This is a genomic window from Sphingomonas yabuuchiae, assembly GCF_001477495.1.
GTDB lineage: Bacteria > Pseudomonadota > Alphaproteobacteria > Sphingomonadales > Sphingomonadaceae > Sphingomonas > Sphingomonas yabuuchiae_A.
Genome location: NZ_LDTF01000009.1, coordinates 36,617 through 59,209 on the forward strand (window position 1 = coordinate 36,617; position 22,593 = coordinate 59,209).

The following is a 22,593-nucleotide window of genomic DNA, read 5'->3' on the forward strand; positions in this document are numbered from 1 at the left end:
CAGCAAGGAGGAATCGTGCGCGCGACGTTTCGCAATCTCTACGACCAGTTCAACATGGCAGCGTTCATTCGCGATCGCCGCACCCATGCCATGTCGGTGCTGCGGTGGACTTTGATTTTGGTACCGATGGCCGCAGCGGTGGGAACGCTATGCGCGACCTTCTTGTGGAGCCTCGATGCCGTAACCCGGCTTCGCTTTGCCGTTCCTTGGCTGCTCTACCTGCTGCCGATCGGCGGGTTCATGGTCGGACTGCTCTATCATCTGACGGGGCGATCGGTCGAAGGCGGTAACAACCTCATCGTCGAGCAAATCCACGAGCCGGGGGGCGGTGTGCCGCTGCGCATGGCCCCGCTCATCTTCTTCGGCACGGTCGTGACACACCTGTTCGGGGGATCGGCGGGGCGTGAAGGCACCGCCGTGCAGTTGGGCGGCAGTCTCGCCAGCGGGTTCGGCCGCGCACTCAAGCTGGATGCGGAAGCGACACGCACCCTCCTTATGACCGGGATTGCGGCGGGGTTCGGCGCGGTGTTCGGGACGCCGATCGCGGGCGCAGTCTTTGCACTGGAGGTGCTGGCGATTGGCCGGGTCGAGTATCGCGCGCTAGTACCATGCCTGGTCGCGGCACTGGTCGGTGACTGGACCTGTCTTGCCTGGGGCATTCACCACGGCGTCTACCATGTCGATGCGATAATACCGGTCGACGCGCCGGTCGTCGCCAAGGCCGGTGTTGCCGGCATTGCCTTCGGACTGACCGGGCTGACCTTTGCCGAGGCCAATCACGCGCTAGGTGGATGGCTGAAGCGTCTCGTTCCCTATGGCCCACTACGACCCGTTATTGGCGGGCTGGCCGTGATTGCGCTGGTCTGGCTGCTCGGAACCCGCGACTATCTTGGCCTGGGTACGCTCGCCGCGACACCGGACAGCCTGACCATCGCCAGCTTCTTTGGTCCCGATACGCACTCGTGGAGCTGGGCGCTGAAGCTGCTCTTTACCGTCGTGACCCTGAGCGCGGGCTTCAAGGGGGGCGAGGTCACGCCGCTGTTCTTTATCGGCGCGGCGCTCGGCAATGCGCTCGCGCCGATGTTCGGAGTACCGTCGGGGCTATTCGCAGCGATCGGCTTCGTCGCGCTGTTCGCGGGCGCGGCCAACACGCCACTGGCTTGCACGTTCATGGGGATCGAGTTGTTCGGCGCGGCCTATGCGGTGCCGATCGCAGTCGCGTGCTTCGTCTCCTACCTCTGCTCAGGCCACAACGGCATCTACCTGTCGCAGCGCGTCGCCGTGCCTAAGGTGCCTGCCGCACACCTCACACCCGACGCCACCCTGCGCGATGCCCGCACGCACCGCGCTTCTCGCCGGCGCACGCGCGCCTGATTCCGCTTCCCACCGAAAGCCATGCCATGCCCGATCGTTTCACCGTTCAGCACCGCGAAGTCGGGATGCTGCGCATCTATCTTAAGCCCTCCGACAAGATCGGCTCACGTCGCTTCTGGGGGGCAAAGCCGCTCTATCGCGAGCTGATCCGGACCGCGAAGGCGGACGACATCATCAACGCCGTCGCGCAACACACCCATTACGGCTTCAGCAATCGCGGCCCGATTCGGGAAAATGGGTCGGAGATTGCCGATCCACATCTGACGATCTGCGTAGAGCTGGTCGGTGACCGTGACCAGCTCGACTTATTTTGTCGGCGGCATGGCGATCTGCTTGGCGACAAAGTGATCGTCTACAAGCAACTGGAGCATTGGACGATCAGGCGCAAAACTTAGCGAACCAGAGCCTGATCGGCGTTCCCGGTTGGAAACGACCAGCAAGATGGCCGAGGCTTTCCCATTAGGATGGTATTTGAGACTGACAGTCAACCTGCGGTCCAAGCAGCTATATTCCCGTCCGCGTGCGGCTTTGCTAAATGGCGGATGAGGATGTGCCAGGGGGCTTGTCCGCCCTTGGACGCCCTAATGATCCGTTCCCAGCCTGTCAGTTTCTTCGACCGGATCGTAGCCTGGTCACTCCACCTTCAGCTCCCGATCGTGGTCCGGTATCTGCTCGCGGCGATCACGATCCTTGCCGTGGGCTGGGGACGTGTCCTGTTCGTACCGGACACGTTGCCGTGGCTGCTGTTCATTCCTGCGACGATCGCCATCGCGTTGGTGGCGGGCAAAGGGCCGGGGATTTTTGCAGCCTTTCTGTCGGCAGCCACCGGCATCGCATCCCTCGGCACCATCGAGCATCCCACCTGGGTGCCGCGGCAGCAATGGGTGGCGGCATCCCTGTTCCTCATCGTCATGCTTGGCATTGTCATGCTGAGCGCCGAGTTGCGCGAATCCCTGCGACGGGCACGGCGGCTCAACGAGGAGCTTGTCGAAAGCGAGCGGCAGGCGGTCGAGCGGCAGGCCTTCCTGTCCGGCGTGCTGGCCAGCTCAACGGATTGCATCAAGGTCCTCGACCTCGACGGCAAGCTGACCTTCATGAGCGAAGGCGGACAGCATGTCATGGAGATTAGCGACTTCAATGAGGTCGTCGGCTGTCCGTGGCCGGACTTCTGGCAGGATGCCGGCAACGCCGAAGCCAAGGCCGCGATCGAGGCAGCCAGGCGCGGTGAGGCGCGCAGCTTCATCGGCAAGGCCGACACCTATCGCGGAACGCCGAAATGGTGGCACGTCGCGGTCAGCCCGATCGCCGGGCTGGATGGGCGCCCCAACCGCATCCTGTCGGTGTCCCGCGATATCACGAACCTGCGCGCGAGCGAGGAAGAGCGCGACCGCTTCGTGCGACTGGCGGAGAACAGCACCGACTTCATCGGCATGGCCCGTACCAACGGCAGCGTCTTCTACGTGAACGATGCGGCGAGGCGCCTCGTCGGTCTGGAGGATGCCGACATCACGCAACTGACCATCGCCGACTTCTTCCCACACGATCGGATCGAGACGGTCATGCGCGAGGTGCTGCCGGCGGTGGACCGCGACGGCCACTGGGCCGGCGAGCTGGATTTCCAGCATTTCCGCACCGGCGAGCTGATCCCGGTCCTCTATTCCGTATTTCCGGTCACCGACGCGATGGGAACGCTGATCGGCTACGGCACCGTGACCCGCGACTTTCGCGAACGGCGCCATGCCGAAGACGATATGCGCCTGATGAACGGCGAACTGGCACATCGCCTCAAGAACGTGCTGGCGGTCGTCCAGTCGATCTCCCAACAGACATTGAGAACCGCCCCTGACATGGCCTCTGCCAGCCACGATCTCGGCGCACGGCTCGTGGCGCTGGGCGCGGCCACGGACGTGCTGACTGGCACCTCCTGGCGCTCGGCCGACCTGTGTGAGGTTGCAACGCGCGCGCTAGCACCGCACGGCGCAATTGGCGAACGCATCCTGCTCGACGGCCCAAGGGTAAACCTGAAAGCCGAGGTGACGGTCGCTTTCGCGCTGGCGCTGCATGAACTGGCAACGAACGCGGCCAAATACGGCGCGCTGTCGAACGATAGCGGTACGGTGACGTTTGGATGGGACATCGCTGGCAAAGGTGCCGACGCCACCCTGTCGATCTGCTGGCAAGAGCAGGGTGGCCCGTTGGTTTCACCACCGCAACGCAGAGGTTTCGGATCGACCCTGATCGAACGCTCACTCAAATCATATTTCAGGGGGCGGGCGGCAACTCATTACAAACCGGAAGGTTTGTCGTTTGAACTGGAGGCGCGGCTGAGTGATGCCGCGACCACGGGCGAGTAGAGAGTATGGGTCAGAGCAATCCGATCGGCAGCAACACGGTCCTCATCGTCGAGCCTGAGGCGCTGGTGCGCTTTGACATGATCGCCTTCTTTGAAGAGCGTGAATGGCGCGTGTACGAGGCCGAGGATGCCGACCAGGCGATGGACATACTTGACCAGCGCAAAGACATCCGGGTTGTACTGATCGACGCAATGGCGAGCGGGCGGATGGATGGGCTAAAGCTCGCTCATTATGTTCGCGAGCGATTTCCCCCGACATTGTTGTTCGTTGTATCAGGTAACGTCCCGATCCCGCAGGATGCTTTGCCGCAGAAGGCGACTTTCCTCCCTAAACCTTTCGACCTGCACCGGGTCATGCGTCAGATCGAGCAAAGCCCCGTCACGCCTTAGCCTAAGCTATCTTCCCAAAAACGAACATGTTGCGAGAATTGGACCTTAGAACGGTACGATTCACTGTCCGGTGGCAGGCCCATTCTCTAAACCTGTTCCCGATTGCCCATTCCCAAAACGCCTGGTCGGAGATGGAAAAGCGGGAATGGATTTGATCGGCGCCTTACCCACATGTCAGGCGATGCTCCGGCAGGACGTCGAGCAGGTAGAAGGTCCGGCGCACGTCATACTGATCGCCATGATCATCGCCGATCTGTCGGTCGCCGGCCCGATCAAGGAATGCCAGAGCGGCATTGATCGGCTGCTTGCCCGTCAGCTCCTCGCGGGCGTCGCCATCACGCGCCCGAGAATGCAGGTCCTTGTCGTTCAGCACCGTGATGCGCCACGCTTGTAGCAAATCCCTGGAACGCCTTTGCCAGCCTTTCGGCATGTCGCGACGATCGAAGGCCGGTAGTGCCATGGCCCGGCGAACGAGCGGCCGGTTGCCCCGAACGGGCAGAACTTCCTGGATCAACGCTTCCACTTGCGCTTCCGCCTGTTGATAGCGCAGGATCGCCACACTCGATGCCGCCAGGGGCGACAGGCCGGAGAACCACATCGGGTGAAAGCTCTTTTGGCCGGAATGCGTACCGCGCGGCGCGACCAACTGCTGGAGGAAGGCGTCATTGGCGCCCTCAAGCCGCTTCGCGATGCTCTCCATCAGCACGGCGACTTTGCCGGCAGCTCGTCGCGGATCGATCCCTCGCTCGCCTGCTTCCCGTTCGACCTGCAACCGGAGGCGGCGCATCAATCCGCTTTCCCTGACGAGCGGGTTGTCAGCACCTTGGTCGGTTTCGGCATCCCGATGGGCACGATAAAGTTCGAGCAGATGCACCAACGCCTCGCGCATCTCTCGCGCGCTCCGCAGCACGGCGGCGGGTTCGACGACCGTCTTGTCGGAAGAGAGCAGATCGCCGAGCGGGGCCGAGGTGGCCTTGGCATTACGGGCAAGGATCATCTGCACGTCATGCGCGCACCAGAGCAGTGTCTGGCATTCCAGCGCCGATATGACCTTGTCACGGGTATCCCCCATCATCGTTTTGTCGCCGGACGCGATGAGGTCAGCATGAAGAGCCTGAGTGACGCGACGGTGGTGCCCCGTCACCAGCCAGCGATACAGCGGCCGATGATCGCTCCGAATCTGCCAGAGATTGTTGATATGGGCGGTGAAGCGGCTCATGCCGCTGCCTCCCCCCGGCCAGCCTTCGGCGACGGTATCGACGAGATTTCGATCCCGCTTGCTGGTGATCATACGCAGGGCGAGGTCGGACAGATCCTCTTTGCTGTCGGGCACGTATTTGCCGGGCAACAGCTCTTCCTTCTGGTCGAGCACCCCCATTGGGAGCCGCGATAGATCGGTCAGCGCCGGATCGAAGATGCGGCCGGCGAAATCGTCGCTCGCGACCCCACCATAGTAATATTCCTGGTACAGGCACGCCATTGCCGCGTCCGGGTCGATCTCGCGGCTGGTGACGACGAGCCGCACGAGCGAGGGTAGATCGCGGATGGTCAGCGTCTTGCTCGCGGCGGCGATCTTCTGGCGGCGGCGAGTTTCCTCTTCGCGGGCGGTGCGGACGCGTCGCCGCTCATCTCGACTGGGGAGCAACAGGTCCATCACAGCCTCCCCAGTTCCTGATCGATGCGTGCCTGCAGACGCGATGCGAAATCCTGCATTGCACGCTGCAGCATCGCGGCCTTGGCATAGGCGGTGATGCCGCTGCGGCCCCGCTTCTGATCGTCCTCGACGGCCGTCACGGCGGCGGCGAGCGCAGCGGATTTCTCGTCGAACAGCTCGAACGCGTCGTCGAGGTCTTCGGGCATATCGATCATGGTCATTCCTTTCACAGGTCGGTCGGCAGGGGCGGCTCCTGCCAGTACGTCGGGTTGCCGCCGTGGGCGTGGATCCAGTCGAAGGCGTCGCCGCGGGTCGCGGGGGTTTCGGTGGAATCGGGAAAGGTGACGCCCAGCAGCTCTTCGAGCGTTCGGATGAGGAAAAGCTGGGCGGCGGTGATGTCGCGCTTGCGCCAGCGCTCATCGGGGCCGGTCCGCCCCGAGGTGATGAACCGCTCGACCTCGGCGCGGTAAAGCGGCGCACGTTGCCGCCACTGCAGCACTCGGCCCCATTGGCGGCACCACGGCCCGATGGCCGGATCGGCCAGCAGCGCCCTCACCTGCCCCGCAAAGCTGGTGTCGCCATCATGGCGCGGCAGGCGATCGATGAGCCGCGGGATCCGGTCCGAGTGGCTGAGCAGCCCGAGAAGCGCGGTGTCGTCGACCTCGCCTAGCCCGAGCATCACGAGCACCGACCCCAAGGCGTATTTGCGCGCGTCTGCAGACCCCGGCCCGCCGCGGCGCTTGTCCATGGCGTGTGCCTGACGCTGGAGCTCGCGAAGCTGCGCGTCCTCGGCGGCGATCTTCGCCTCGAGTTGCTGGCTGGTGCCATCGATGGCCGCCCGGAGCCGGGCGAAGTCTCGCTTGCGTTCGTCGTCATGGGTCATGCCGAACGGCGTGTCACGACGACGAGCAGCTTACCGTCGACCTACCCCGACGAAGTCGAACGGCGGCGCCGGCCCTTACGGGTAGGTAGACGGCACCACCCATGGGCCCAGGATAGAGCGAAGGGGTGAAGGAGTGGGGGGTGGTGCGCGATAAAGTGTATTTCGGGGCTAAACGCCCCCGAAAACTGCTCTGCGCCACCCCCCCACCATGACGGGAAGAAGGGTCGACGTGGTGAAGCTTGCAACGCTCCGGAAAGGCGCACCCGCCGTCGCCGCACAACTGGCGGCGGCGCGTAGCGCGCGCAACCGTGCGACGCGGGCGGTCCATATCGAGGCGGCGGAAGAGCGTGCCTCGGCCCGGCGCTACAAGCGCGCCCGTGCCCGCGAGGATCGCGAGCGGGCGATGACCAAGGGCGTCCGGGTCACGGTCGCCGAGCATGAACGACCGCGCACCAAAGGGCGCGCGCCGCACAAGCTATTCTATCGGCTTGGCGGCAAGGCGATCCGTGGGCGGCTGCTGACGGGAGGCGCGGCATCGGGCACCCGGTCGGTGCATTTCGCAATGACCGCGCGCGGCTTTGCGTCGAAGACCGGGCGTCGCTGGCGGACCGGCGAAGGCGAGCGCGCCGCCCAGTACATCACCCGCGAAGAGGCGCTCGAGGGCGGCGAGGCCGGCTGGTGGTCGACGATCGCGCAGGACCGCAACGAGCTCGTCGCGTTCCACCGGGCCAGCGAGGCGCTCGAGAGGCACGACCGCGCCAATGCCAACGTCTATGTGACCGAGATCGTCGCGCTACCTGCCTCGGCTAACGCACGCCAGCGTCGTCATATGATCCGTCGCTATTGCCGGTATTTCGACGAGCGTGGCCTGCCGTACACGGTCGCGATGCACAAACCTGATCCGCAAGGTGACGTGCGCAACTACCATGTCCACATCGTTTATTCGCTGCGGCCCGCCACGCGCCTCGGTCCATACGACTGGCGCTTCGCCGTATCGAAGGTGAGCGATGTCAACACGCCCGAGGGCATCGCGACGCGGCGCAAGCTGGTGGTCGACGCGATCAACGCGACGCTGCGGGCTAACGGTAGCGGGCAACGCTACACCCATTTGTCCAATCGTGCGCGGGGCATGGCACCGCCTGCGCCGAAGATCGGCCAGAAGCAGAATTGGGTCATCCGGCGGCTCGCCGATGCAGAAGCGGGGTATGCCCGATTGGTCCGGTTGAAGACGATGATTGACCGGTTCGGCGACGGTATTCAGACTATCGCCAGGGCTCATGTGGCGCAGGATGTCGCCAAAGATCGCCTGACCGACAAAGCCGATACCATTGGGAAGGTGCTGGGCCTACAGAACAGGCGGCTGGCATTCTGCCACGCCCACCTGACGAACTGGCTGAATTATCGTGCCATCCGTCAGCGCCTGCGCCGTCACGAGGACGCCTTGGCCAAGGCGAAGGCGGCGATCGAGGCCGATCTTGCCGCGGCGAGTGCCCTGATCGATGCGACGGATCAGCGCGCCCGTGATGTCGATACGGCGATCCGGAAGACCGCGGCGGACCGTCTTCGGGCCGTTCGCCAGCGTGTCGGCATAGTCGAAATCACTGCCATGCGGCTGGAACAGCTCCGTGGCGGCGTGAAGGATCGTCTCGAACGATGCCGGGCGATCGTCCGCGCGCATCACACGTGCGTTCCGACGTTGCCGCCGTCAGTTCATGCCGCAGACCGTCGGGTCGAGGTTCCTCCGAACATCCCGCTCGAACCGAAGGTCAGCCTCGTGGAGGCGGCGCGTGAGCGGGAGGTGGAAGCCCTCGCCCGCATCCATGCACAGACCTTCGTCAAATTGGCCGCGTTGGACGCCAGGCCGAGCCGTGACGCCAACGGTCGATGGACGATCGACACCATCGGCCTGTCCGTTGCAGAGCGCCGAGCAGTTGAGCATCCCGCATTGGCCGCGGAAACCCAGCGGCGGCTCGCAATCATGGCTGCTGACCCTCCGGCACCGATTACGCCGGAAGTGGTTGTGCCACCGCAACCTGCGGATCGTACGCCCGCCATCACAGTCGATCCCGCTGCACCGACGGCACGGCGGCAGCCCCCGATACTGAGCAAAGGGCCGAGCGATGTCGGACCCGGCTCGCCGTCCCGGCCACGTGGCCCCGAACGCTGATGGCGAAAAACGAAGATATCAGGCGAACCATGGCCTGAGGATGAAACGGGAAAGGAGCCTGTCGGCTGCACCATGATGGTGAAATGGACCTGAAGGCGACGCGAGCAGCCCCGCGCCGCCGGACTGGAAATGATATGAAGACGAAGACGAACGTGGCGCCCGGCTGGCTGAGTCCCGCGCAAGTGATGGATACGCTGTTCGACGTGCGCGAGCCGGGGTGCGAGGAACTGGGCTATGCCCTGCTGCGTCCTCGCGCCAAGCAGAAGGCGAATAGCGCGGCCGCGCTGCTCCGCGCGAAGATGGCGCCCGTCGAGCCGACCAGCGCCGCGCGCACGACCACCTGCGGCATCCCGGTGACCGCCCGTCAGCATCGGCTCGTGCTCGCCCGGGGAGTCGGCGATATGGCATTGGCGCCGCTGCTCGACGAATATGATCGCGCCGTCCGCCCGCACCAGCGTCTGCTCGCCGGTGTGCTGACGGTGCGCGGCGATATCAGCACGCCGATCCATGATCTGTTCGACATGGCGACCAGCTACGCCGCGATCCATCTCGCCTGCGGCCGCTCGCTGACCAGCGTAGTCGTGGCGCATGCCCCCGGCGATGAACTCAGCCGCGCCCTGCCGCACGTTCATATCTGCATGCTCGCGCGCCAGCACACGCCGAGCGGCTGGGCCGCGGAGCACCCCGATCTCGCCGACACGACGCACCGCCTGTGGGCGGAGGAATGGGGCGCGTTCCGCAACGGGTGGGAGCAAATGGTCGCCGCCTGATCATGTGGACGGGGCGGCGATGCCGCCCCGTCTTTAGCCGGATTGGCGAACCGCGTCAGAACGACGATTTCGGGTCCGTACCTCCACCGACCGCACGGCTGACCGCATTCTGCCATGCCCGCTCCGCCGCCACGCCTTGCGACAGGGAGATGTTCAGCTTGCCATAGACGTCGAGCCTGACCTCGAGCCCCTGATGCGGATTGCCCCAGATTTGACGACACCGGTCGCCGCCCGTGCACCAATTCGCCTCGTAGATGGAGGCGGCGACCTGCGAGGTTTCGGGCTTGCCGTAGCGCTTGACCATCTCGGCGGCGATCTGCTCGGGCGTCCGTCCGGCGGCGGGGGCGACGTATTTTACCAACTTGACGGCGTCACCGGTCGGCATCGGCTGGAACTCGACGGTCAGGCGCTCGTCGCCTTTCGTCGCGTTCATCACCGCAATGCCGTTCTTCGGCTCCTCGATCGGGAAGACGTCGCGCTGCCGCTTGGCCTCGTGGTCGACGGTCGCGGCCCAATCCTCGCCCGCCGACGTCTCGACCTTCCATCCGGTACGGGCAAGCGTCGCCTGCACCTCGGGCGCGGCCATGCCGATACGGATGCCCGCGATCGTCAGCGGTGCGGCCGCGGTCTTCGTCTGCGCCGCGGCCTCCTGCTCGGCAACCGAGGCCGATCCGCAAGCGGTGAGCAGCGCCAGCGCGGCGGCGGCGGTGAATTTCGTCATCATGTCATGTCCTTCTTCTGGACGCGCGGGTTCGTTCGCCGGGATGCGTCCCGGCGTGGCAGGTCCGTTGGGGGTGTGTTTCTAGGGGTGGGCTGTGCTTGCCGGTGGCGAGCGGGCCCGTACGGCGAGCCTCATCGCAGCACCAGCGCGACGAAGCCTGCGGTGTCCCGCGCGCCGGCGACGTGGCCGGCGTCGAAGGCATGGGCGAAGCCGAGCCGCAACGACGAGCTGGGCGACAGCGCGGCCGACCAGCCGAGCTCGACATCCATCTCTCTCGCGGTCGGTGTCAGGTCGACGCTGGTCAGGCGAGTGGCGAGCACGCCGGTCATCAGGTCATAGGCGACGGGCGCCTCGACTACTGCGCGGGCGCGCTCGAGCCGGAGCGGTGATGATAGACCGAGCGTGACGGTACCGCCGCCGAGGCGATGCGCGGCGTCGAGCGCGAAGGCCGTCCCGGTCATCGGGCCGGTGAAGCGCAGCAGGTCCGATCCGCCAGCGATCCGAGTGGCGGCGGCTGTGGCCCGAGCCGACAGCAGGACGCCTGCAACGCTGCGGCTGGCGGTCAGGGTGGCCAGCGTAGTCCGGCTGCCGGAGAGGGCAAATCCAGCGGGGCCGCGCAGTCCCAGCACCTGACCGCGTTCAGTCAGGTCGGACAGCTCGACACCAAGCCCCAGCGGCGTTGCGAAACTGACACTGCGCAAAGCAGAGCGGCCGTCGCGCGACGCGCCGGAAGCCAAGCCTGCCGACCAACCGTTGCCACTCCACGACGATGACGTACCGACCGGCGCGGCGACGATACCGCGCAGGGCAGAACCCGCGATGCCTGCGCCTTGCCCGATCGCGGCATTCGCGCTGAAGCTGACGGTCTGACCTGCGGCAGGCGAGAAGGCGAAGGTGGCCGGGCGACCGGAACGCGCCGCGACCCATGGACCGGTGGCAGCGGAGATGAAACCGAACTTTGCGTCGTTGGCCGTGGTGGCCAGCCCAGGCGGATCGATCGTCCCCAGCATCGCGCCTGCCAGCAACCCCGATCCCCGACTGCGTGGCCCGGCGCTACCGGTCATGGCGAAGTTACGGCCATAGCGGTCGAACACCGTCATCCGGGTGACGGTATCGGCTAGTTGGCCACCGTCACCGAACGGACCGGAGAGGCTGAGCGAGGAATAACGTGCCAGCACCGTGTTGGCGGCGGCAAAGGCGCTGGCCGGTGCTTGAGCCTTCATCGCGGCCTCGACGTTGAGCAAACCAGCACCGAAGATCTGGTCGGCACCCTTGTCGCCGAGGTCGGTCGCGGTATCGAGCAGGATGCGCGAGATCGCCTTGCCGCCGAGTTGCGGCCAGTATTGCTTGAGCAGCGCGGCCGCCCCGGCGATCGCGGGGGCGGCAAAGCTGTTGCCCGTGACCGTGGTGATTTGCCCGTCCTTGCCGACGACGCTGACGTCCACCGCCACGACCGCCAGCGTCCGGTCGGCAAGCTCGCCGGGCAGGCCATTGCCGCTTGGCGGTCGCAGCGCACTGTCGACACGGATGCCGAACAGGAAGTTGCCCTTGTTTTGCAGATCGCCGCCAACGAGATTGCGGGTGATGGTGCCGGGTGCGGCGCTCTTGTCGTCGACGAAGTTGGAGACGGACTGTACGAGCAGCCGGTCGGCTTTGACGACGCCGTCCATCGCGTTGCGCTGTTCGGTCGCCGCCTGACCGGCTGCCCCGCCGTTCAGGCTCAGCGAGATGACAAACGCGCCTTTCTCCACCGCATAGGCAATCGCCGGGGCGATATTCATCGGATTAGCGCTGTCCGCCTCCTTGATGACGGAGGTGGCGGTGACGCCTTCGAGATCGGGGCCGGCGATCTTGAGGGCGAGTAGTGTGGCGTCATAGGCGACGCCGTGCACGCCCGAGCCGTTTTTCGCGGCCAGCGTGACGGAGGCGACCTCGGTGCCGTGGCCCTGCACATCGTCGAGCGGGAAGGTCACCGTCTCTGGTGCACAGGTCGCGCAACGTGCGATCTTGTTCGCGAACGCCATACTGTCGGGCGAGATGCGGCCGGCGAACTCGGCGCTGCTGGTGGCGATGCCGGTGTCGATGACCGCGATGGTTACGCCCTTGCCGGTGATGCCCTTGTCATAGGCGTAGGCGGCCTTGGCGCCGACCACCGCGGCGGACGCCTTGTACTCGGCGCTATCGGCAGCGCTGAGCGGTGGGGTTGGCGTGGGAGACGGCGTCGGTGTCGGGCTGGGCGTCGGCGTAGAGGCAGGCGTCGGGATCGATCCGGACGAGTTAACGCCTCCACCGCCTCCGCCGCCACAGGCCGCGAGCAGCATGGCTGCTGAAATCACCGATGATGTTTGAAAAGCATTCCGCCACTGGCGGCCAAGTCCCGCAACCATACGCACCCCCGTGTCGGGCGATGCATCGGCTTCCCCAGCCGGCGGCACCGCCCCGTGAAACGAGGCGATGCCGGCCCGTGAGCCGGGGATTGGAAACCTGCAAAGAGACAGGCGCGGATGCCTTTAAGCTGAAGCTCTGGACATACGCACCCGCTCCCCGGCCGAAATCTCTTTCGACCGGGCGTACGGCTCTCTTTGACGAGGTTTCCACGCCTCGGTCCGCCTGCTGGCGAACCGGGCTTGTGTAGGCGGAACCCGTTAACGAACCAAGTCCCGCCGTGCAGGATTGAGGTTCGGGTTGCTGCAACATGCGGCAAGCTGGGCCGCTTCTGACTGCATAATCGGCCGTATCTTGAGATGCTTAGCCTCTTCAGCAGCGACAATCTGCTGAAGGAAAGAAAATGAAGCGACGCCGCTTGCCCATGGTGATTCGCCTAGCGCTGTGCTGCTGCTGACCGCCCTGATCGCGGGACAATGGTGGCAACGCCAGCCCGCCGGCACCATCGCCGGTTGGGTGCCGGCCATGGCCGAAGTCTATTGCCCGGCCGCCGCGATCCATCGCTCCGGCACCATCGCGGACAGCGCGCGGACGCTCGACGGTTGGGCTTATGCCTCGATTGGCAACACCGTCTTTCGCGATGGCCGCGACCGCTGCCGCGTGAGGAAGGGAAGATCGGCCGGAGCCGAGCGAAGCCCTGACGAGAGATGAAAATCGAAGGGGCCTGATCCGGACCAGCCGGTCCGGGGATCACGTACGTCCACAAAGGTCTCATGTCTCTCATGATCCACGATGTTTTGCCGAGCGCCTCGGTCGCGCTGATGAACTATGCCCTCGCAGCCCTCGGCTGCGACGAACCCGCGCCGCTCTTCGGCAACTCCGGCCTGCCCGGGGCGGTCGAATGCCTCGACCATAACGTCATCATCGCAATGACCCCCGTTACCGAGCCGCTGTTCGATCAGGCGCTGCTGCGCTGCTCCGCGACGCGCAGGCGGGACACGATGTTGATCAAGCACGGTTTTCACCCCGAGACGATCGACCCCGTCCGCGTCGACGTCGCGCTGCGCTCGATTACCGGCCCGCTGCTGCTCACGGACCTCAGTTTCTATCGCGACCGCGACCAGGGGCTGCATCTCGTCCCCGCTCGTGGCGGGCTGTCGGTGAAGCTCGGCCGCCACGGGGTCGAGATCGGCACCCGGTTGCCCTGGAACTGCCTGTGGGACCGCGCCGCCGGGCTGGAGTGCGCCGCTGCCCAGATCGTGCGCGCCTGCCGCAGCGAGAACCAGGGTTGAGATGAACGAGACGATGAACGGCCCCGATGCGGGGATGAAACAAGGAGATAGAATGATGACCACGACCATCGAAGCCGCCGTCACCCGCGCCATCGTCAAGCTGCTGCTCGGCAACCGTAAGCTTAAGCCCGGCGTCTTCATCACCGGTGGCGATCCGCTCGGGATCGAGGACAAGATCGAGATGGGCCGCCATGCCGTAGAAACCAGTTCCGATCTGCTGCACCTCGAATTTCGCAACCGTCCGACCCCGGCGCTGACCGGCATCGCGCTGTTCCTACCGCGCGATGGCCGCTGCCACATCCAGAGCGGCTGTCACTTGTGGCTCTCGAAGGCGGGCAACCGCGGGCTGATCCTGCCGCAGGCCCATGTGCGCGGGCACTTCCGCCTCGCACCACGCGAGATCGTGCACATCGACAGCAAGCCGGCCGACGATCTGAGCGACGGCATCGAACGCGCCAGCGCCTGGCTGACCCGGCAGGTCATGCGGCCGGGCGTCCAGTATGACGACGCGCAGTGCACGCTGTGGGCGCAGGCCGCCTGACGGACCCTGGCCGAGGTCTATCACCCTATACGGACGAACCAGCGAATTCGGACACCTGCCAATAAAATTGTTACCTTCGTGTCCGAATATGCCGCCTTGTCCGTATAGGGTATGAGGAGGTCACCATCTCATCGATCGATCCAGCACCCGTCGCCGAGGACGTCGATGACGATCCTCACCTGACGGTCGACGAGATGCGCGAACGCCTGCAGGCGCTGACAAAGGATCAATACCAACGTCTTATCCTGCGATCGCAATATCTTGTCCGCAATCAGCGGCTGCTCGCCGCCGATCTTCGCCAGGAGGCGATCTGCCGAGCGCTCGATGGTCGCCGCAAGTGCCGCCAAAGCTGGGACATCGTCGCGTTCCTCAACTGGGTCATGCGCAGCATGATCCGCGATGACTATCGCGCCGAGGCCGAAGGGCGGACCTTGGTCCTGTACGACGACTTGGACGCGGCGAGCTTGAATAACGACGTGCCCTCGTTCGAGCAGATGACGCACGATCCGATCGACGCTCGACGCACGATCGCAGGCATCCGGGAGGCGCTTAGTTCCGACCCACGATTGCTCGCTTTGCTTGATGCCGTCATCGCCGGAAAACGCGGTGAGGAGCTACAGAACCAGTTCGGGGTCGATGATAAGGGGCTTGCGGCCCTTCGTAAGAGAATGAACCGCGCGATCGGTCGCATCGGCAAAGGAAAGACGGTGTCATGACCAACGAAGACGAACTCGCCCGGCTGCGCCTGCTCGATGGATTTGTTGAAGGGGACGAACCTGACCTCGACGACTGGCACGCCGAGCTCGATGCCGCCGAACTGAAGGTGAAGAAGGCGCGGCTTCATGACATCCGCGCGTTGCTCGACCGTGACGCCGGCGCGTCCGTCGTACCGATCGATCGCGCCCGGCTCCGTGCTGAGTTGCAGAAAGCGATGGCGAGCGACATCGACACGCCGCTGACCCTGGCCGCACGCGGCACCCATCCCGACGACTGGGACGCGCTGATCGACGATCTGGCCGAACTCGAACGGATGAATGCCGACCAGCTGAAATGACGAGCCTGTCGCCGGCGGAACAGCTGCTCCAGAATCTCGGCATCACCGAACCGGATGAGATCGACGTCGAGGTGATCGCCTGGTCCGTCGGCGCGTGGGTTCGCTATCGTCCACTGCCGCAAGGTGATGCACGGATCGTCGGCATAGGTGACCGGGCGATCATAACGGTCGACGATAGGGCAAGCCGCGTGCGCCAACGCTTCTCGGTCGCGCACGAGCTTGGTCATTGGCACCATCATCATGGGCAGCGGCTGCTTTGTCACGATGCGTCGGGGAATGCGCAAGCTGACACCTGCGAGCGCGAGGCCGATCGTTACGCCGCGGATTTGCTGATGCCGCGCTCCATGCTCGCGCCGTCGATGGCAGAAGCACCGATGTCGATCGCGTTGATGGACGGTATCGCTCGGCTATTTCAGGTGAGCATATTAGCGGCGGCGCTGCGACTAGCCGACATCCACGCTGGCCGGTTCGCCCTCATCGTCGACGAGCCGGATGGGCACCGCTGGTTCAAGCGGTCGGCTGCTCTCCCCAAAGGGTGGCATTTGCGGCTTGATGCCCGAATGGACGAACAAGGCGGCAAACCCGGATCCCAACCGAAGCAATGGTCGGCGCCTGCGTGCCGTCATTTTCGCGGTCGAAACCTCAGCGGCATACGGCTCCGTTGCGAAACGGCTCATGCTGCCTCAGGACGAAGGCTGACTCTCATCACTGCCCCTGTGTAACGGCAGCTGACGGCCGTCTAAAAAGCCCAGCCTGCTGCAATCACTGGTGGAAAGCGGAACGGCCGTTTAAGCGCACGAGAATGTGTATCCGGCCGTTCGTTCATTCACCGTCCGACGGCAGCTACGCGCCCCGATCTCGGTCATTCGCTGACTGAAATCACATCTCAGACGCGGATATTCACCGGTAGGGAAACGCCAGCGCGATGCCCCGCTTGATCTACAGCTTGATTAGCTGTCGGCGCAGGACTTGGCCTTCAAGCCCGAGATTGGCGAGCTCGGCTTTGAGATCGATCACGAAGTCGCTGTTCTGCCGCCGCGCCACCCAGCGCGGATGGCCGTCGATCAGGCTTTCGACCCCGCGCTTCCCGGTCCTGCCGATACGCTGACTAGCGCTGCGGATCGGCATCGTCACTCCTTGGTATGTCGGCGCGTCGGCGACGACGCCGTTGTGAGACTCTAGCGGTTGCCGCAGACGACGAGCTCATCGAACAGCGGACAGCCGTTTTTGCAGCTGGGTCGGTGGGAACAGTCGCCGCAGCGGTCGGACGCGAAATAGCGCCGGAACGAGCGGACATTCTCCGAGCCGTGCCAGATATCGAGCAGTGACGTCTCGTCGCTGAGCGTGTCGCCCTCGACCAGCCCGCTTTGGAACGAGCAGGGATAGACCCTCATGTCTTCGGACACGTAGAGCGAGAATCGGCCCGCATCGCAGGCATCGACCAGCGCATCGTTGGCCTGGGTACGGGCGAACACCCCGCTCACGCAGCAGGCATCGAACCCGATCCTGAGCTTCGCGTCGGGCGCTGTCGCAAGCGCGAAGAATTCATCGAGCCGGTCGCTATGCCGAAGCATCTTTTCCTCGAACACCTTTCGCCCCGAAGGCTTGTAGTTGAGAAAAATCAGGGCATTGATCGGCGCGAGAAAGGCAGGTGGATCGCTGAGCCAGTCGATTGCGGTGTCGACGCTGTCGCGGTCGATGATGAAGTGGACGTTGGTCTTGATACCGTGGTCGGCGAGCAGGCGGATGGTCTCGGCGGTCTCGACATACGGCGGGTAGGCGGAGACCGCCACCGCGCCGCAGGTGCGGCGCGTCGCCGCCAATATGTCGTCGGTCAGCCCGCGCCCGTTGGTCGTGTAGTTGGGGACGATCCCTTTCGCCCAGGTATAGTCGAGGATTTCGACAAAGTCGGGATGCTGGTTGGGATTGCCGCCGCCAAGCGCGACTTGGAAGGTGCCCATGTCGGCCGCCTGGTCGATGACCCGCTTGTAATCGGCGAGCGCCATGTGCGACCCATGCCGGGTCGAGCTTTTGTAGCAGAACACGCAGCCCTTATCGCACCAGTTGGTGATCGAAATATCCATCAGCTCGGGGCCGTGCGGCGACCAGAATGGTTCCCGCTGGCCTGGTTCGGGGACGCGCGCGAAGAAGCCGGTGCGCGCGTTGAAGAAGGTAGCATAGCCGAGATCTTTGTAGCGATTGACGCGCAAGCGCGCCTCACCAATAGTTGTCATAGGCATTGATGAAGAACCTTTCGGACTCAATTTCGAAAATCTCGGTGCACAGCGTCATCTCGGCCAAATTGTTCTCGCTGCTGAAATGGCCGATCGTGACCGTCTGGCCGTCTTCTATGCCCTTCTTCATGCGATCGAGCACGTCCGGCGTATAATGTTGCCGGTCCTCGAGACCATCGACTTCCTCGACCCGCGTGAGCACGGTGCCGCGGTCGATTTGAGTCTTGAGCTCGTCGAACATGCCGTTGAACAGCGGCGCAACCGGGCTGTCGGGACCGACGCCGGCCGCCGTCAGGAAATCGTCTCGCGACAACATTTCACGGGCGATATAGACGAAGGAGGTCGACGAGCTATTCGACACGAAGTCCATCTTAATCTTCATAACTGCTCTCCAGCTTCCTTACGCAATCGATGACCGTGTCCCGGACGTTGTCGTCATAGGCTTCTTCGAGGACGCCTCCGGGTGCCTTAATCTTGAGGATATGCGTCTTTTCGAGCTCAGTCGGTTCGAGATAGATCTCATGGGCGATTTCGAGATAGGCCGCGAGCGTCGGATACTCCACGCAATAATATTGATCGTATTGCGCACGCAGGTCGGTCGACCAAACGAAGAGCTGGTTGTAGACTCCCGTGAACAGTTGCGCTGCGAGCCCCGCCGGCTTGATCTGCAAGGCATCGAGAAACTCGCCGAGCGGCGGAATCCGGCGCAACGGCAAGACCAAATCCTTTTCGGTCATGCTGGGACTCCGGCGGGTTCTGCGATGTCCGCCAATAGCGTTTGCACCGCCGCGGTTTTGGCCGGCCGGACGAGCGCCAAGGCCTCGACGCAATTGGCGGCGTCCCCTGCTTCCTGGAACAAAGTGGAGACGCGCTCGCGTTCGAGCCAGCCAGCATGTGCGGCGGCATGTAGGAAGAACGCAAGCCAATGGGGGGCGTATCGCACCAATCCTCGGCCGCCTTCGTCTTTCCCGACGTCCGTCACCAGCTCGTCGATACTTTGCCGCCAGGCTTGGGGGTCGTAATCGCGATGGCCGCCGAAGATCGCACGGATGAACGTGGCGTGCTCCTCCTCGTCAAGGCCGTTCAAATGATCGATGAGGATCGAGATGTTCAATAACTCGGCTGCGTCGCGCCGGTACAGCAGAAACAGCGCAATGCGGCGGCGGCGCCGGGTCGCGCCGGCGTCCGCCAGGATGGCCTTGACGCGCGCGACGTCTTCGCTCGTCTGCACCGCGGGGGGCAGAAGGTGGACGTTGAGGCTGAAATGCTCGGTGAAGTTCGTCGCGTTTTCGCAGGCCGCTATGGCGGCTGGGTTGTTCGCCCTGCGCGCGAGCAAATAGGCATAGCGGTAGACGCCTTCGTAGACCGGGCGGCTGGACAAGCGGGCCAGTATTTCGGTCAGCGCCTGGGCCTGGTCGGCAGCAGCTCGATCGACCATTCGATAGGCTATTACGAAGTCCCTGAGCTCGTCATAAGTGAAGGAGATGGCGAGGTCGCCGGCTGCGGCGAGGCCGTCGCTTTCGACTTCCCGGCGGAGGATGACGTCGTCCTCGACGAAGCGCCGGACGATCTCGTGTTCCTCAAGCGTAAAATCGCGCACCGACAGCTTAGAAAAATCGTCCGCGGCGAGCATCGCCGCTACGATTTTGAACAAGGTGGGCAAGGCCTTAGCTTGGTGCTGCTGCGGAAAGGAGTCGATCTTCTTGCGCAGATAGTCGGCAAAGAGGTCGCCTTTGTAAATGTCGGTCACATACCCGATATCGCTGCCCTCATAGCGTTCGCAGAAGATTCGCAGCAGCAAGAGATCGTTCTCGAGGAACGCCTTGGCTTGCCCCTGCAGCGACCCTTTGATGCTGAAATGCGCAAGATAGGCCTTCAACAGCCGCGCCTTACTGAGTTCGGTCATTTTCGACCGCAAGTCGTTCACGCGGTGGATATGGGCCGCGAACGGTTCGTTGAGCATCGTCGCGAAGCGCTCGTCGAAGAATTCGCTGCGGCAGGTGATAACGAGCTTGATCCAATCATATTGGCAAACCGCACCGCAGAAGGCCTTCAGCTCTTCGTTGAAGGAGGTGAGGTTGGTTACCTCGTTGATACCGTCAATCAGGATCACGAAAGGCTTTTGCACGTCGTGTGCGACTTGGTCGAACAGCGTCAGATAATCGTGTAGCTTGGTGCCGTCTGGCGCATAGCGGTTGTGAGCTATATAGTCGAACAGCCGATTGCCCGGCGCGAAGCCGTTCAGCTGGCGCGCCGGTATGAACAGGCAAGGAATCGCGAAGAGCCGAAACTGATTCTCGACCAGGTCGCACACGAAGTTGGTCTTGCCTTGACCGGCCATGCTGGTGACGAGGAAGATCTTGTTGCGAATGAGGTCGATCAGCACGCGCGCTTCGTTCAAACGCGATGTCAGCCCGCTGGCAGCCCCCTCCAGCTGGAGCCGTGCGATCATCCAGCCCGCCGAGTCTGGGTCCGCTGGCTTGTAGGGCGCCTCACCTTCGCCACGATACCACGACAGAGGGCGGACCTTGGCGAGCTCGACGTCGATCGAATCGCTCGCCCGGTCGAGCCATGCGCTGAGCTCGGCGAAGCTCGCCGGCGCGGCGCTGAGCAGGCTTGCGTCGACGTCCGACACCAGTTCGGGCTGGGCTGCTATTCTCAAGCTGGCATTGAGACGATCGTAGGAGAAACGGCGGAGCTTATCCTGGATCTTGCGATAGAAGAACAACGGATTGGCGAAAAGCCTCATTTCTTCTTTGGTGGAGTATGTCTCCACGAAGATCGCCGGTATGTATTTTCGCGACGTCTTTTCTACCTCAATCTTCTCGGTCGAAAAGGCGAGAAACTTGTCGAGTTGATCACGGAAATTTGCATTGCTGTCGCGCTTAGCCCAGCTCGCGGCGAGATACTGATCGATGGCCTCTAGCTTGCTCGTCTCGAGGTGCCGGATGCGCGCCAGGATATCGCGCCAATCGACGATGTGCTGGGCCGGGTCGAACGGGATGGCAAGCGCGCCGATCGCCAACTCGAGTCGCTTCGCCGTGTACGACGACTGCTTCTCGGTCAACGCGACGACGTAGAGGTGATCGAACGTGTTATCCAGGCGATGCTGGTGAAACTTCTCGAGTGTCTTTTCGACCTTACCGCTCGATCCGTCGGTGGTCACCTGGAACGCGATCCTGTTCGTCGTGCACCCCAAGTCCACGGCCGGGAAGTTGGCTCGGACGTTGTTCAGGTTCTGCAAGTCGGGACAATCGAACACCAGTTTTATGACCGGTATGAGGAAATCCTCGGCAACCGAGTTGATGTCGAAGCGTCCGACCGCGTTGAGCGCCCTGATCTCGTGCTCGAGGCGCCCGACATATTTAGCGATGTTGTTGAGGTGATCGTCTCGGTTCATCGGACCACCAGCTGCCGCGAGCGCCGATCCTTCAGGTTGCCGTCTGAGCCGCCCTGACGCTGCTCGGTGTGCCGGTCGGAATGTGACATTAATTCTCCCCTACGCGCCTAACTATCGAGAACGTTGCGGTGCGGCGCAAGCAGGCGAACGAATCCTAGGCTGCGTCGTTTTCGGAGCGGCTGGCGCCGCGCCGCTGGAGGGCGATTGTCGGGAGGCGGCCTTGCACACACGGCGTCGAAGAGGTCGGCTCGGAATTCATACGATCAGACGATGGCCGGACGAAGGTCCGCTTGTCGGCTTTCCGTTTTATGTGCGGTCAGTCTGCAAGCGACCAATTGAAGGCATTCAAATGTCGAGAGTTGAACGTCTGCATTTGACAGTAGCGGCATCGGTTGGGATCAGCCCGCTCAGGGTTGATCACGGGTTAAAGCGGTGAAAGAGTCTCTCTCAACAGCTTGATCCATTCGAGGATCCCCTTGCCTCGTTCGGCGCCGACCGAAACCGCGTGCTCAAGCTGAATTTTCCTGCTAACTCGACGAACCCGATCAAGATCGAAGTCTGGCAGGGGGCTGGCGGTCGAAGAAGTTCTTGACTTTAACTCGATAATACGTTTCTCAATTGCATGACCATCGAGGGACACGCCACTTAGTTCAACGCTCAAGCCGTGTCGAACCATCAGATTTCTGATGTTCGACGGGTCCTCCTCTGCACGTCCAATCGCATGTGGAAGCTTCTTAACGAGGTGAGCAGCCTTGCCGCTTCGACCTATCTCTATCTGCACTTGCCGAGCGAAGCTCGCGACCTGCTCGTTCTGAGCGAACTGAAGGTCCGCTTTATACCGCTCGAACGTTTGCCTATTATCCTCGTACCACTTGCTCATCACGCGCCTCAAGTCCGGGTAAATCTGCGTGAGTGGAGAATGTGCGAGAGGGATGAATGCTACGGCGTCGGGTTCTGATGCTGACAGAAAGGCGATGCCCGGCAGATCCTGAAGGGGGATACTCAGTAAGCGCGCCAGATTGTAGCTCTCGGCTGACATCCGTCGAACCAACTGCTCGGTCAACTCGGGATCGTCGCGCCACGGCAGTTCGTGGAAGCGTTTGAACCTTTCAACGGCACGAAGCTGCTCCCGCCGCTCCGGCGGCGGCGGCATAAACAAGAGACCTATGCAAAACTTCCCGTGAAGAAGATTATCAAGATCGTGCCCATACCGGATGACCTCGACAAGGAAGTCTCGATCATACTCGCTTCCGAGAAAAAGAACCAGCAGCCGCGTTTGACCTAGCACGCCACGCTGCCACATTCGTTCAAGCACAACACTGCCCGGATCGTAGGATATCATCATGAGCCGCTCGATCTCCAACCGCTATGCACC

23 protein-coding genes are annotated in these 22,593 nt (G+C 63.3%); 12 read left to right on the top strand and 11 right to left on the bottom strand.

All coding sequences use genetic code 11. From position 1 onward, the window contains the following. Positions 1–15 precede the first annotated feature (15 nt). From NS355_RS03275 to NS355_RS03290, 4 genes are all read left to right on the top strand, one after another. A complete protein-coding gene (locus tag NS355_RS03275) occupies positions 16–1,374 on the top strand; it encodes a voltage-gated chloride channel family protein (protein ID WP_058744371.1) in 1,359 nt (452 codons plus the stop codon). Positions 1,375–1,400: 26 nt separating this feature from the next. Next, on the top strand, positions 1,401–1,769 hold the full coding sequence (locus NS355_RS03280; protein ID WP_058717470.1) for a DUF190 domain-containing protein: 369 nt from the start codon (positions 1,401–1,403) through the stop codon (positions 1,767–1,769). A gap of 189 nt (positions 1,770–1,958) precedes the next feature. Further along, positions 1,959–3,728: a PAS domain-containing protein gene (locus NS355_RS03285; protein WP_058744372.1), complete on the top strand. Its 1,770-nt coding sequence runs from the start codon at positions 1,959–1,961 to the stop codon at positions 3,726–3,728. A gap of 5 nt (positions 3,729–3,733) precedes the next feature. Next, positions 3,734–4,117: a response regulator gene (locus tag NS355_RS03290; RefSeq protein WP_058744373.1), complete on the top strand. Its 384-nt coding sequence runs from the start codon at positions 3,734–3,736 to the stop codon at positions 4,115–4,117. A 163-nt stretch (positions 4,118–4,280) separates the two neighbouring features. Here NS355_RS03290 and NS355_RS03295 read toward each other — a convergent pair whose 3' ends face one another. From NS355_RS03295 to NS355_RS03305, 3 genes are read right to left on the bottom strand one after another with little or no spacing between them, the layout of a single operon-like run. Beyond that, positions 4,281–5,771: a hypothetical protein gene (locus NS355_RS03295; RefSeq protein WP_058744374.1), complete on the bottom strand. Its 1,491-nt coding sequence runs from the start codon at positions 5,769–5,771 to the stop codon at positions 4,281–4,283. Next, positions 5,771–5,986 carry a hypothetical protein gene (locus NS355_RS03300; RefSeq protein WP_153007018.1) on the bottom strand — a complete coding sequence of 72 codons (216 nt, stop codon included), beginning with the start codon at positions 5,984–5,986 and terminating at the stop codon, positions 5,771–5,773. The genes NS355_RS03295 and NS355_RS03300 overlap by 1 nt, the downstream gene beginning before the upstream one ends. Before the next feature lie 11 nt (positions 5,987–5,997). After that, positions 5,998–6,654 carry a hypothetical protein gene (locus tag NS355_RS03305; protein WP_058717458.1) on the bottom strand — a complete coding sequence of 219 codons (657 nt, stop codon included), beginning with the start codon at positions 6,652–6,654 and terminating at the stop codon, positions 5,998–6,000. Between the two features lie 403 nt (positions 6,655–7,057). Between NS355_RS03305 and NS355_RS03310 the strand changes: the two genes are divergently transcribed. Continuing rightward, positions 7,058–8,821, top strand: a complete 1,764-nt coding sequence (locus NS355_RS03310) for a MobA/MobL family protein (protein WP_167345390.1) — start codon at positions 7,058–7,060, stop codon at positions 8,819–8,821. Positions 8,822–8,955: 134 nt separating this feature from the next. Beyond that, the gene (locus NS355_RS03315) at positions 8,956–9,591 is read left to right on the top strand and encodes a hypothetical protein (protein ID WP_153008013.1); all 636 of its coding nucleotides are present in this window, start codon (positions 8,956–8,958) and stop codon (positions 9,589–9,591) included. 55 nt (positions 9,592–9,646) lie between these two features. Here the strand turns inward: NS355_RS03315 and NS355_RS03320 are convergent, their stop codons facing one another. Together NS355_RS03320 and NS355_RS03325 are read right to left on the bottom strand one after the other, a co-directional pair. Beyond that, positions 9,647–10,315: a hypothetical protein gene (locus NS355_RS03320; protein ID WP_058744377.1), complete on the bottom strand. Its 669-nt coding sequence runs from the start codon at positions 10,313–10,315 to the stop codon at positions 9,647–9,649. Positions 10,316–10,443: 128 nt separating this feature from the next. Continuing rightward, positions 10,444–12,648, bottom strand: coding sequence for a S8 family serine peptidase (locus NS355_RS03325; RefSeq protein WP_244489538.1), 2,205 nt, complete (start codon positions 12,646–12,648; stop codon positions 10,444–10,446). A gap of 493 nt (positions 12,649–13,141) precedes the next feature. Here NS355_RS03325 and NS355_RS03330 point away from each other — a divergent pair, with 493 nt between their 5' ends. The 6 genes from NS355_RS03330 to NS355_RS03360 all read left to right on the top strand — a co-directional run bounded on the left by NS355_RS03330 (position 13,142) and on the right by NS355_RS03360 (position 16,306). Continuing rightward, positions 13,142–13,408, top strand: a complete 267-nt coding sequence (locus NS355_RS03330; RefSeq protein ID WP_058744379.1) for a hypothetical protein — start codon at positions 13,142–13,144, stop codon at positions 13,406–13,408. 62 nt (positions 13,409–13,470) lie between these two features. Beyond that, positions 13,471–13,989, top strand: a complete 519-nt coding sequence (locus NS355_RS03335; RefSeq protein WP_167345391.1) for a hypothetical protein — start codon at positions 13,471–13,473, stop codon at positions 13,987–13,989. 52 nt (positions 13,990–14,041) lie between these two features. Then, positions 14,042–14,530 carry a hypothetical protein gene (locus NS355_RS03340; RefSeq protein ID WP_153008014.1) on the top strand — a complete coding sequence of 163 codons (489 nt, stop codon included), beginning with the start codon at positions 14,042–14,044 and terminating at the stop codon, positions 14,528–14,530. 194 nt (positions 14,531–14,724) lie between these two features. Beyond that, positions 14,725–15,246 (top strand): sigma factor, encoded by a 522-nt coding sequence (locus NS355_RS18535; RefSeq protein ID WP_153008015.1) that lies wholly within the window; start codon positions 14,725–14,727, stop codon positions 15,244–15,246. Further along, positions 15,243–15,584 (top strand): hypothetical protein, encoded by a 342-nt coding sequence (locus NS355_RS03355; protein ID WP_058744384.1) that lies wholly within the window; start codon positions 15,243–15,245, stop codon positions 15,582–15,584. Before NS355_RS18535 ends, NS355_RS03355 begins: the two co-directional genes overlap by 4 nt. Further along, a complete protein-coding gene (locus tag NS355_RS03360; protein WP_058744385.1) occupies positions 15,581–16,306 on the top strand; it encodes an ImmA/IrrE family metallo-endopeptidase in 726 nt (241 codons plus the stop codon). Before NS355_RS03355 ends, NS355_RS03360 begins: the two co-directional genes overlap by 4 nt. Positions 16,307–16,523: 217 nt before the next feature. Here the strand turns inward: NS355_RS03360 and NS355_RS03365 are convergent, their stop codons facing one another. The 6 genes from NS355_RS03365 to NS355_RS03390 form a co-directional block, all read right to left on the bottom strand. After that, positions 16,524–16,712: a hypothetical protein gene (locus NS355_RS03365; protein ID WP_058744386.1), complete on the bottom strand. Its 189-nt coding sequence runs from the start codon at positions 16,710–16,712 to the stop codon at positions 16,524–16,526. A gap of 50 nt (positions 16,713–16,762) precedes the next feature. Next, positions 16,763–17,818 carry a radical SAM/SPASM domain-containing protein gene (locus NS355_RS03370; protein ID WP_058744387.1) on the bottom strand — a complete coding sequence of 352 codons (1,056 nt, stop codon included), beginning with the start codon at positions 17,816–17,818 and terminating at the stop codon, positions 16,763–16,765. Continuing rightward, on the bottom strand, positions 17,802–18,188 hold the full coding sequence (locus NS355_RS03375) for a hypothetical protein (protein ID WP_058744388.1): 387 nt from the start codon (positions 18,186–18,188) through the stop codon (positions 17,802–17,804). Before NS355_RS03375 ends, NS355_RS03370 begins: the two co-directional genes overlap by 17 nt. 1 nt (position 18,189) lies before the next feature. Then, complete coding sequence (locus NS355_RS03380) at positions 18,190–18,555, bottom strand: hypothetical protein (protein WP_058744389.1); 366 nt, start codon at positions 18,553–18,555, stop codon at positions 18,190–18,192. Beyond that, positions 18,552–21,218, bottom strand: a complete 2,667-nt coding sequence (locus tag NS355_RS03385) for an SMEK domain-containing protein (RefSeq protein ID WP_058744390.1) — start codon at positions 21,216–21,218, stop codon at positions 18,552–18,554. Before NS355_RS03385 ends, NS355_RS03380 begins: the two co-directional genes overlap by 4 nt. Before the next feature lie 424 nt (positions 21,219–21,642). Further along, positions 21,643–22,563 (bottom strand): hypothetical protein, encoded by a 921-nt coding sequence (locus NS355_RS03390; RefSeq protein ID WP_153008016.1) that lies wholly within the window; start codon positions 22,561–22,563, stop codon positions 21,643–21,645. Between the last annotated feature and the right edge of the window lie 30 nt (positions 22,564–22,593).

Bases quoted from the DNA above. Each gene is read 5' to 3' on its own strand.
- NS355_RS03295 (WP_058744374.1), bottom strand. From the start codon at position 5,771: ATGGACCTGTTGCTCCCCAGTCGAGATGAGCGGCGACGCGTCCGCACC.
- NS355_RS03305 (WP_058717458.1), bottom strand. From the start codon at position 6,654: ATGACCCATGACGACGAACGCAAGCGAGACTTCGCCCGGCTCCGGGCG.
- NS355_RS03300 (WP_153007018.1), bottom strand. From the start codon at position 5,986: ATGATCGATATGCCCGAAGACCTCGACGACGCGTTCGAGCTGTTCGAC.
- NS355_RS03385 (WP_058744390.1), bottom strand. From the start codon at position 21,218: ATGAACCGAGACGATCACCTCAACAACATCGCTAAATATGTCGGGCGC.
- NS355_RS03355 (WP_058744384.1), top strand. From the start codon at position 15,243: ATGACCAACGAAGACGAACTCGCCCGGCTGCGCCTGCTCGATGGATTT.
- NS355_RS03335 (WP_167345391.1), top strand. From the start codon at position 13,471: ATGTCTCTCATGATCCACGATGTTTTGCCGAGCGCCTCGGTCGCGCTG.
- NS355_RS03375 (WP_058744388.1), bottom strand. From the start codon at position 18,188: ATGGACTTCGTGTCGAATAGCTCGTCGACCTCCTTCGTCTATATCGCC.
- NS355_RS03310 (WP_167345390.1), top strand. From the start codon at position 7,058: ATGACCAAGGGCGTCCGGGTCACGGTCGCCGAGCATGAACGACCGCGC.
- NS355_RS03280 (WP_058717470.1), top strand. From the start codon at position 1,401: ATGCCCGATCGTTTCACCGTTCAGCACCGCGAAGTCGGGATGCTGCGC.
- NS355_RS03365 (WP_058744386.1), bottom strand. From the start codon at position 16,712: ATGCCGATCCGCAGCGCTAGTCAGCGTATCGGCAGGACCGGGAAGCGC.
- NS355_RS03380 (WP_058744389.1), bottom strand. From the start codon at position 18,555: ATGACCGAAAAGGATTTGGTCTTGCCGTTGCGCCGGATTCCGCCGCTC.
- NS355_RS03370 (WP_058744387.1), bottom strand. From the start codon at position 17,818: ATGACAACTATTGGTGAGGCGCGCTTGCGCGTCAATCGCTACAAAGAT.
- NS355_RS03390 (WP_153008016.1), bottom strand. From the start codon at position 22,563: ATGATGATATCCTACGATCCGGGCAGTGTTGTGCTTGAACGAATGTGG.
- NS355_RS03320 (WP_058744377.1), bottom strand. From the start codon at position 10,315: ATGATGACGAAATTCACCGCCGCCGCCGCGCTGGCGCTGCTCACCGCT.
- NS355_RS03340 (WP_153008014.1), top strand. From the start codon at position 14,042: ATGATGACCACGACCATCGAAGCCGCCGTCACCCGCGCCATCGTCAAG.
- NS355_RS18535 (WP_153008015.1), top strand. From the start codon at position 14,725: ATGCGCGAACGCCTGCAGGCGCTGACAAAGGATCAATACCAACGTCTT.
- NS355_RS03360 (WP_058744385.1), top strand. From the start codon at position 15,581: ATGACGAGCCTGTCGCCGGCGGAACAGCTGCTCCAGAATCTCGGCATC.
- NS355_RS03290 (WP_058744373.1), top strand. From the start codon at position 3,734: ATGGGTCAGAGCAATCCGATCGGCAGCAACACGGTCCTCATCGTCGAG.
- NS355_RS03285 (WP_058744372.1), top strand. From the start codon at position 1,959: ATGATCCGTTCCCAGCCTGTCAGTTTCTTCGACCGGATCGTAGCCTGG.
- NS355_RS03315 (WP_153008013.1), top strand. From the start codon at position 8,956: ATGAAGACGAAGACGAACGTGGCGCCCGGCTGGCTGAGTCCCGCGCAA.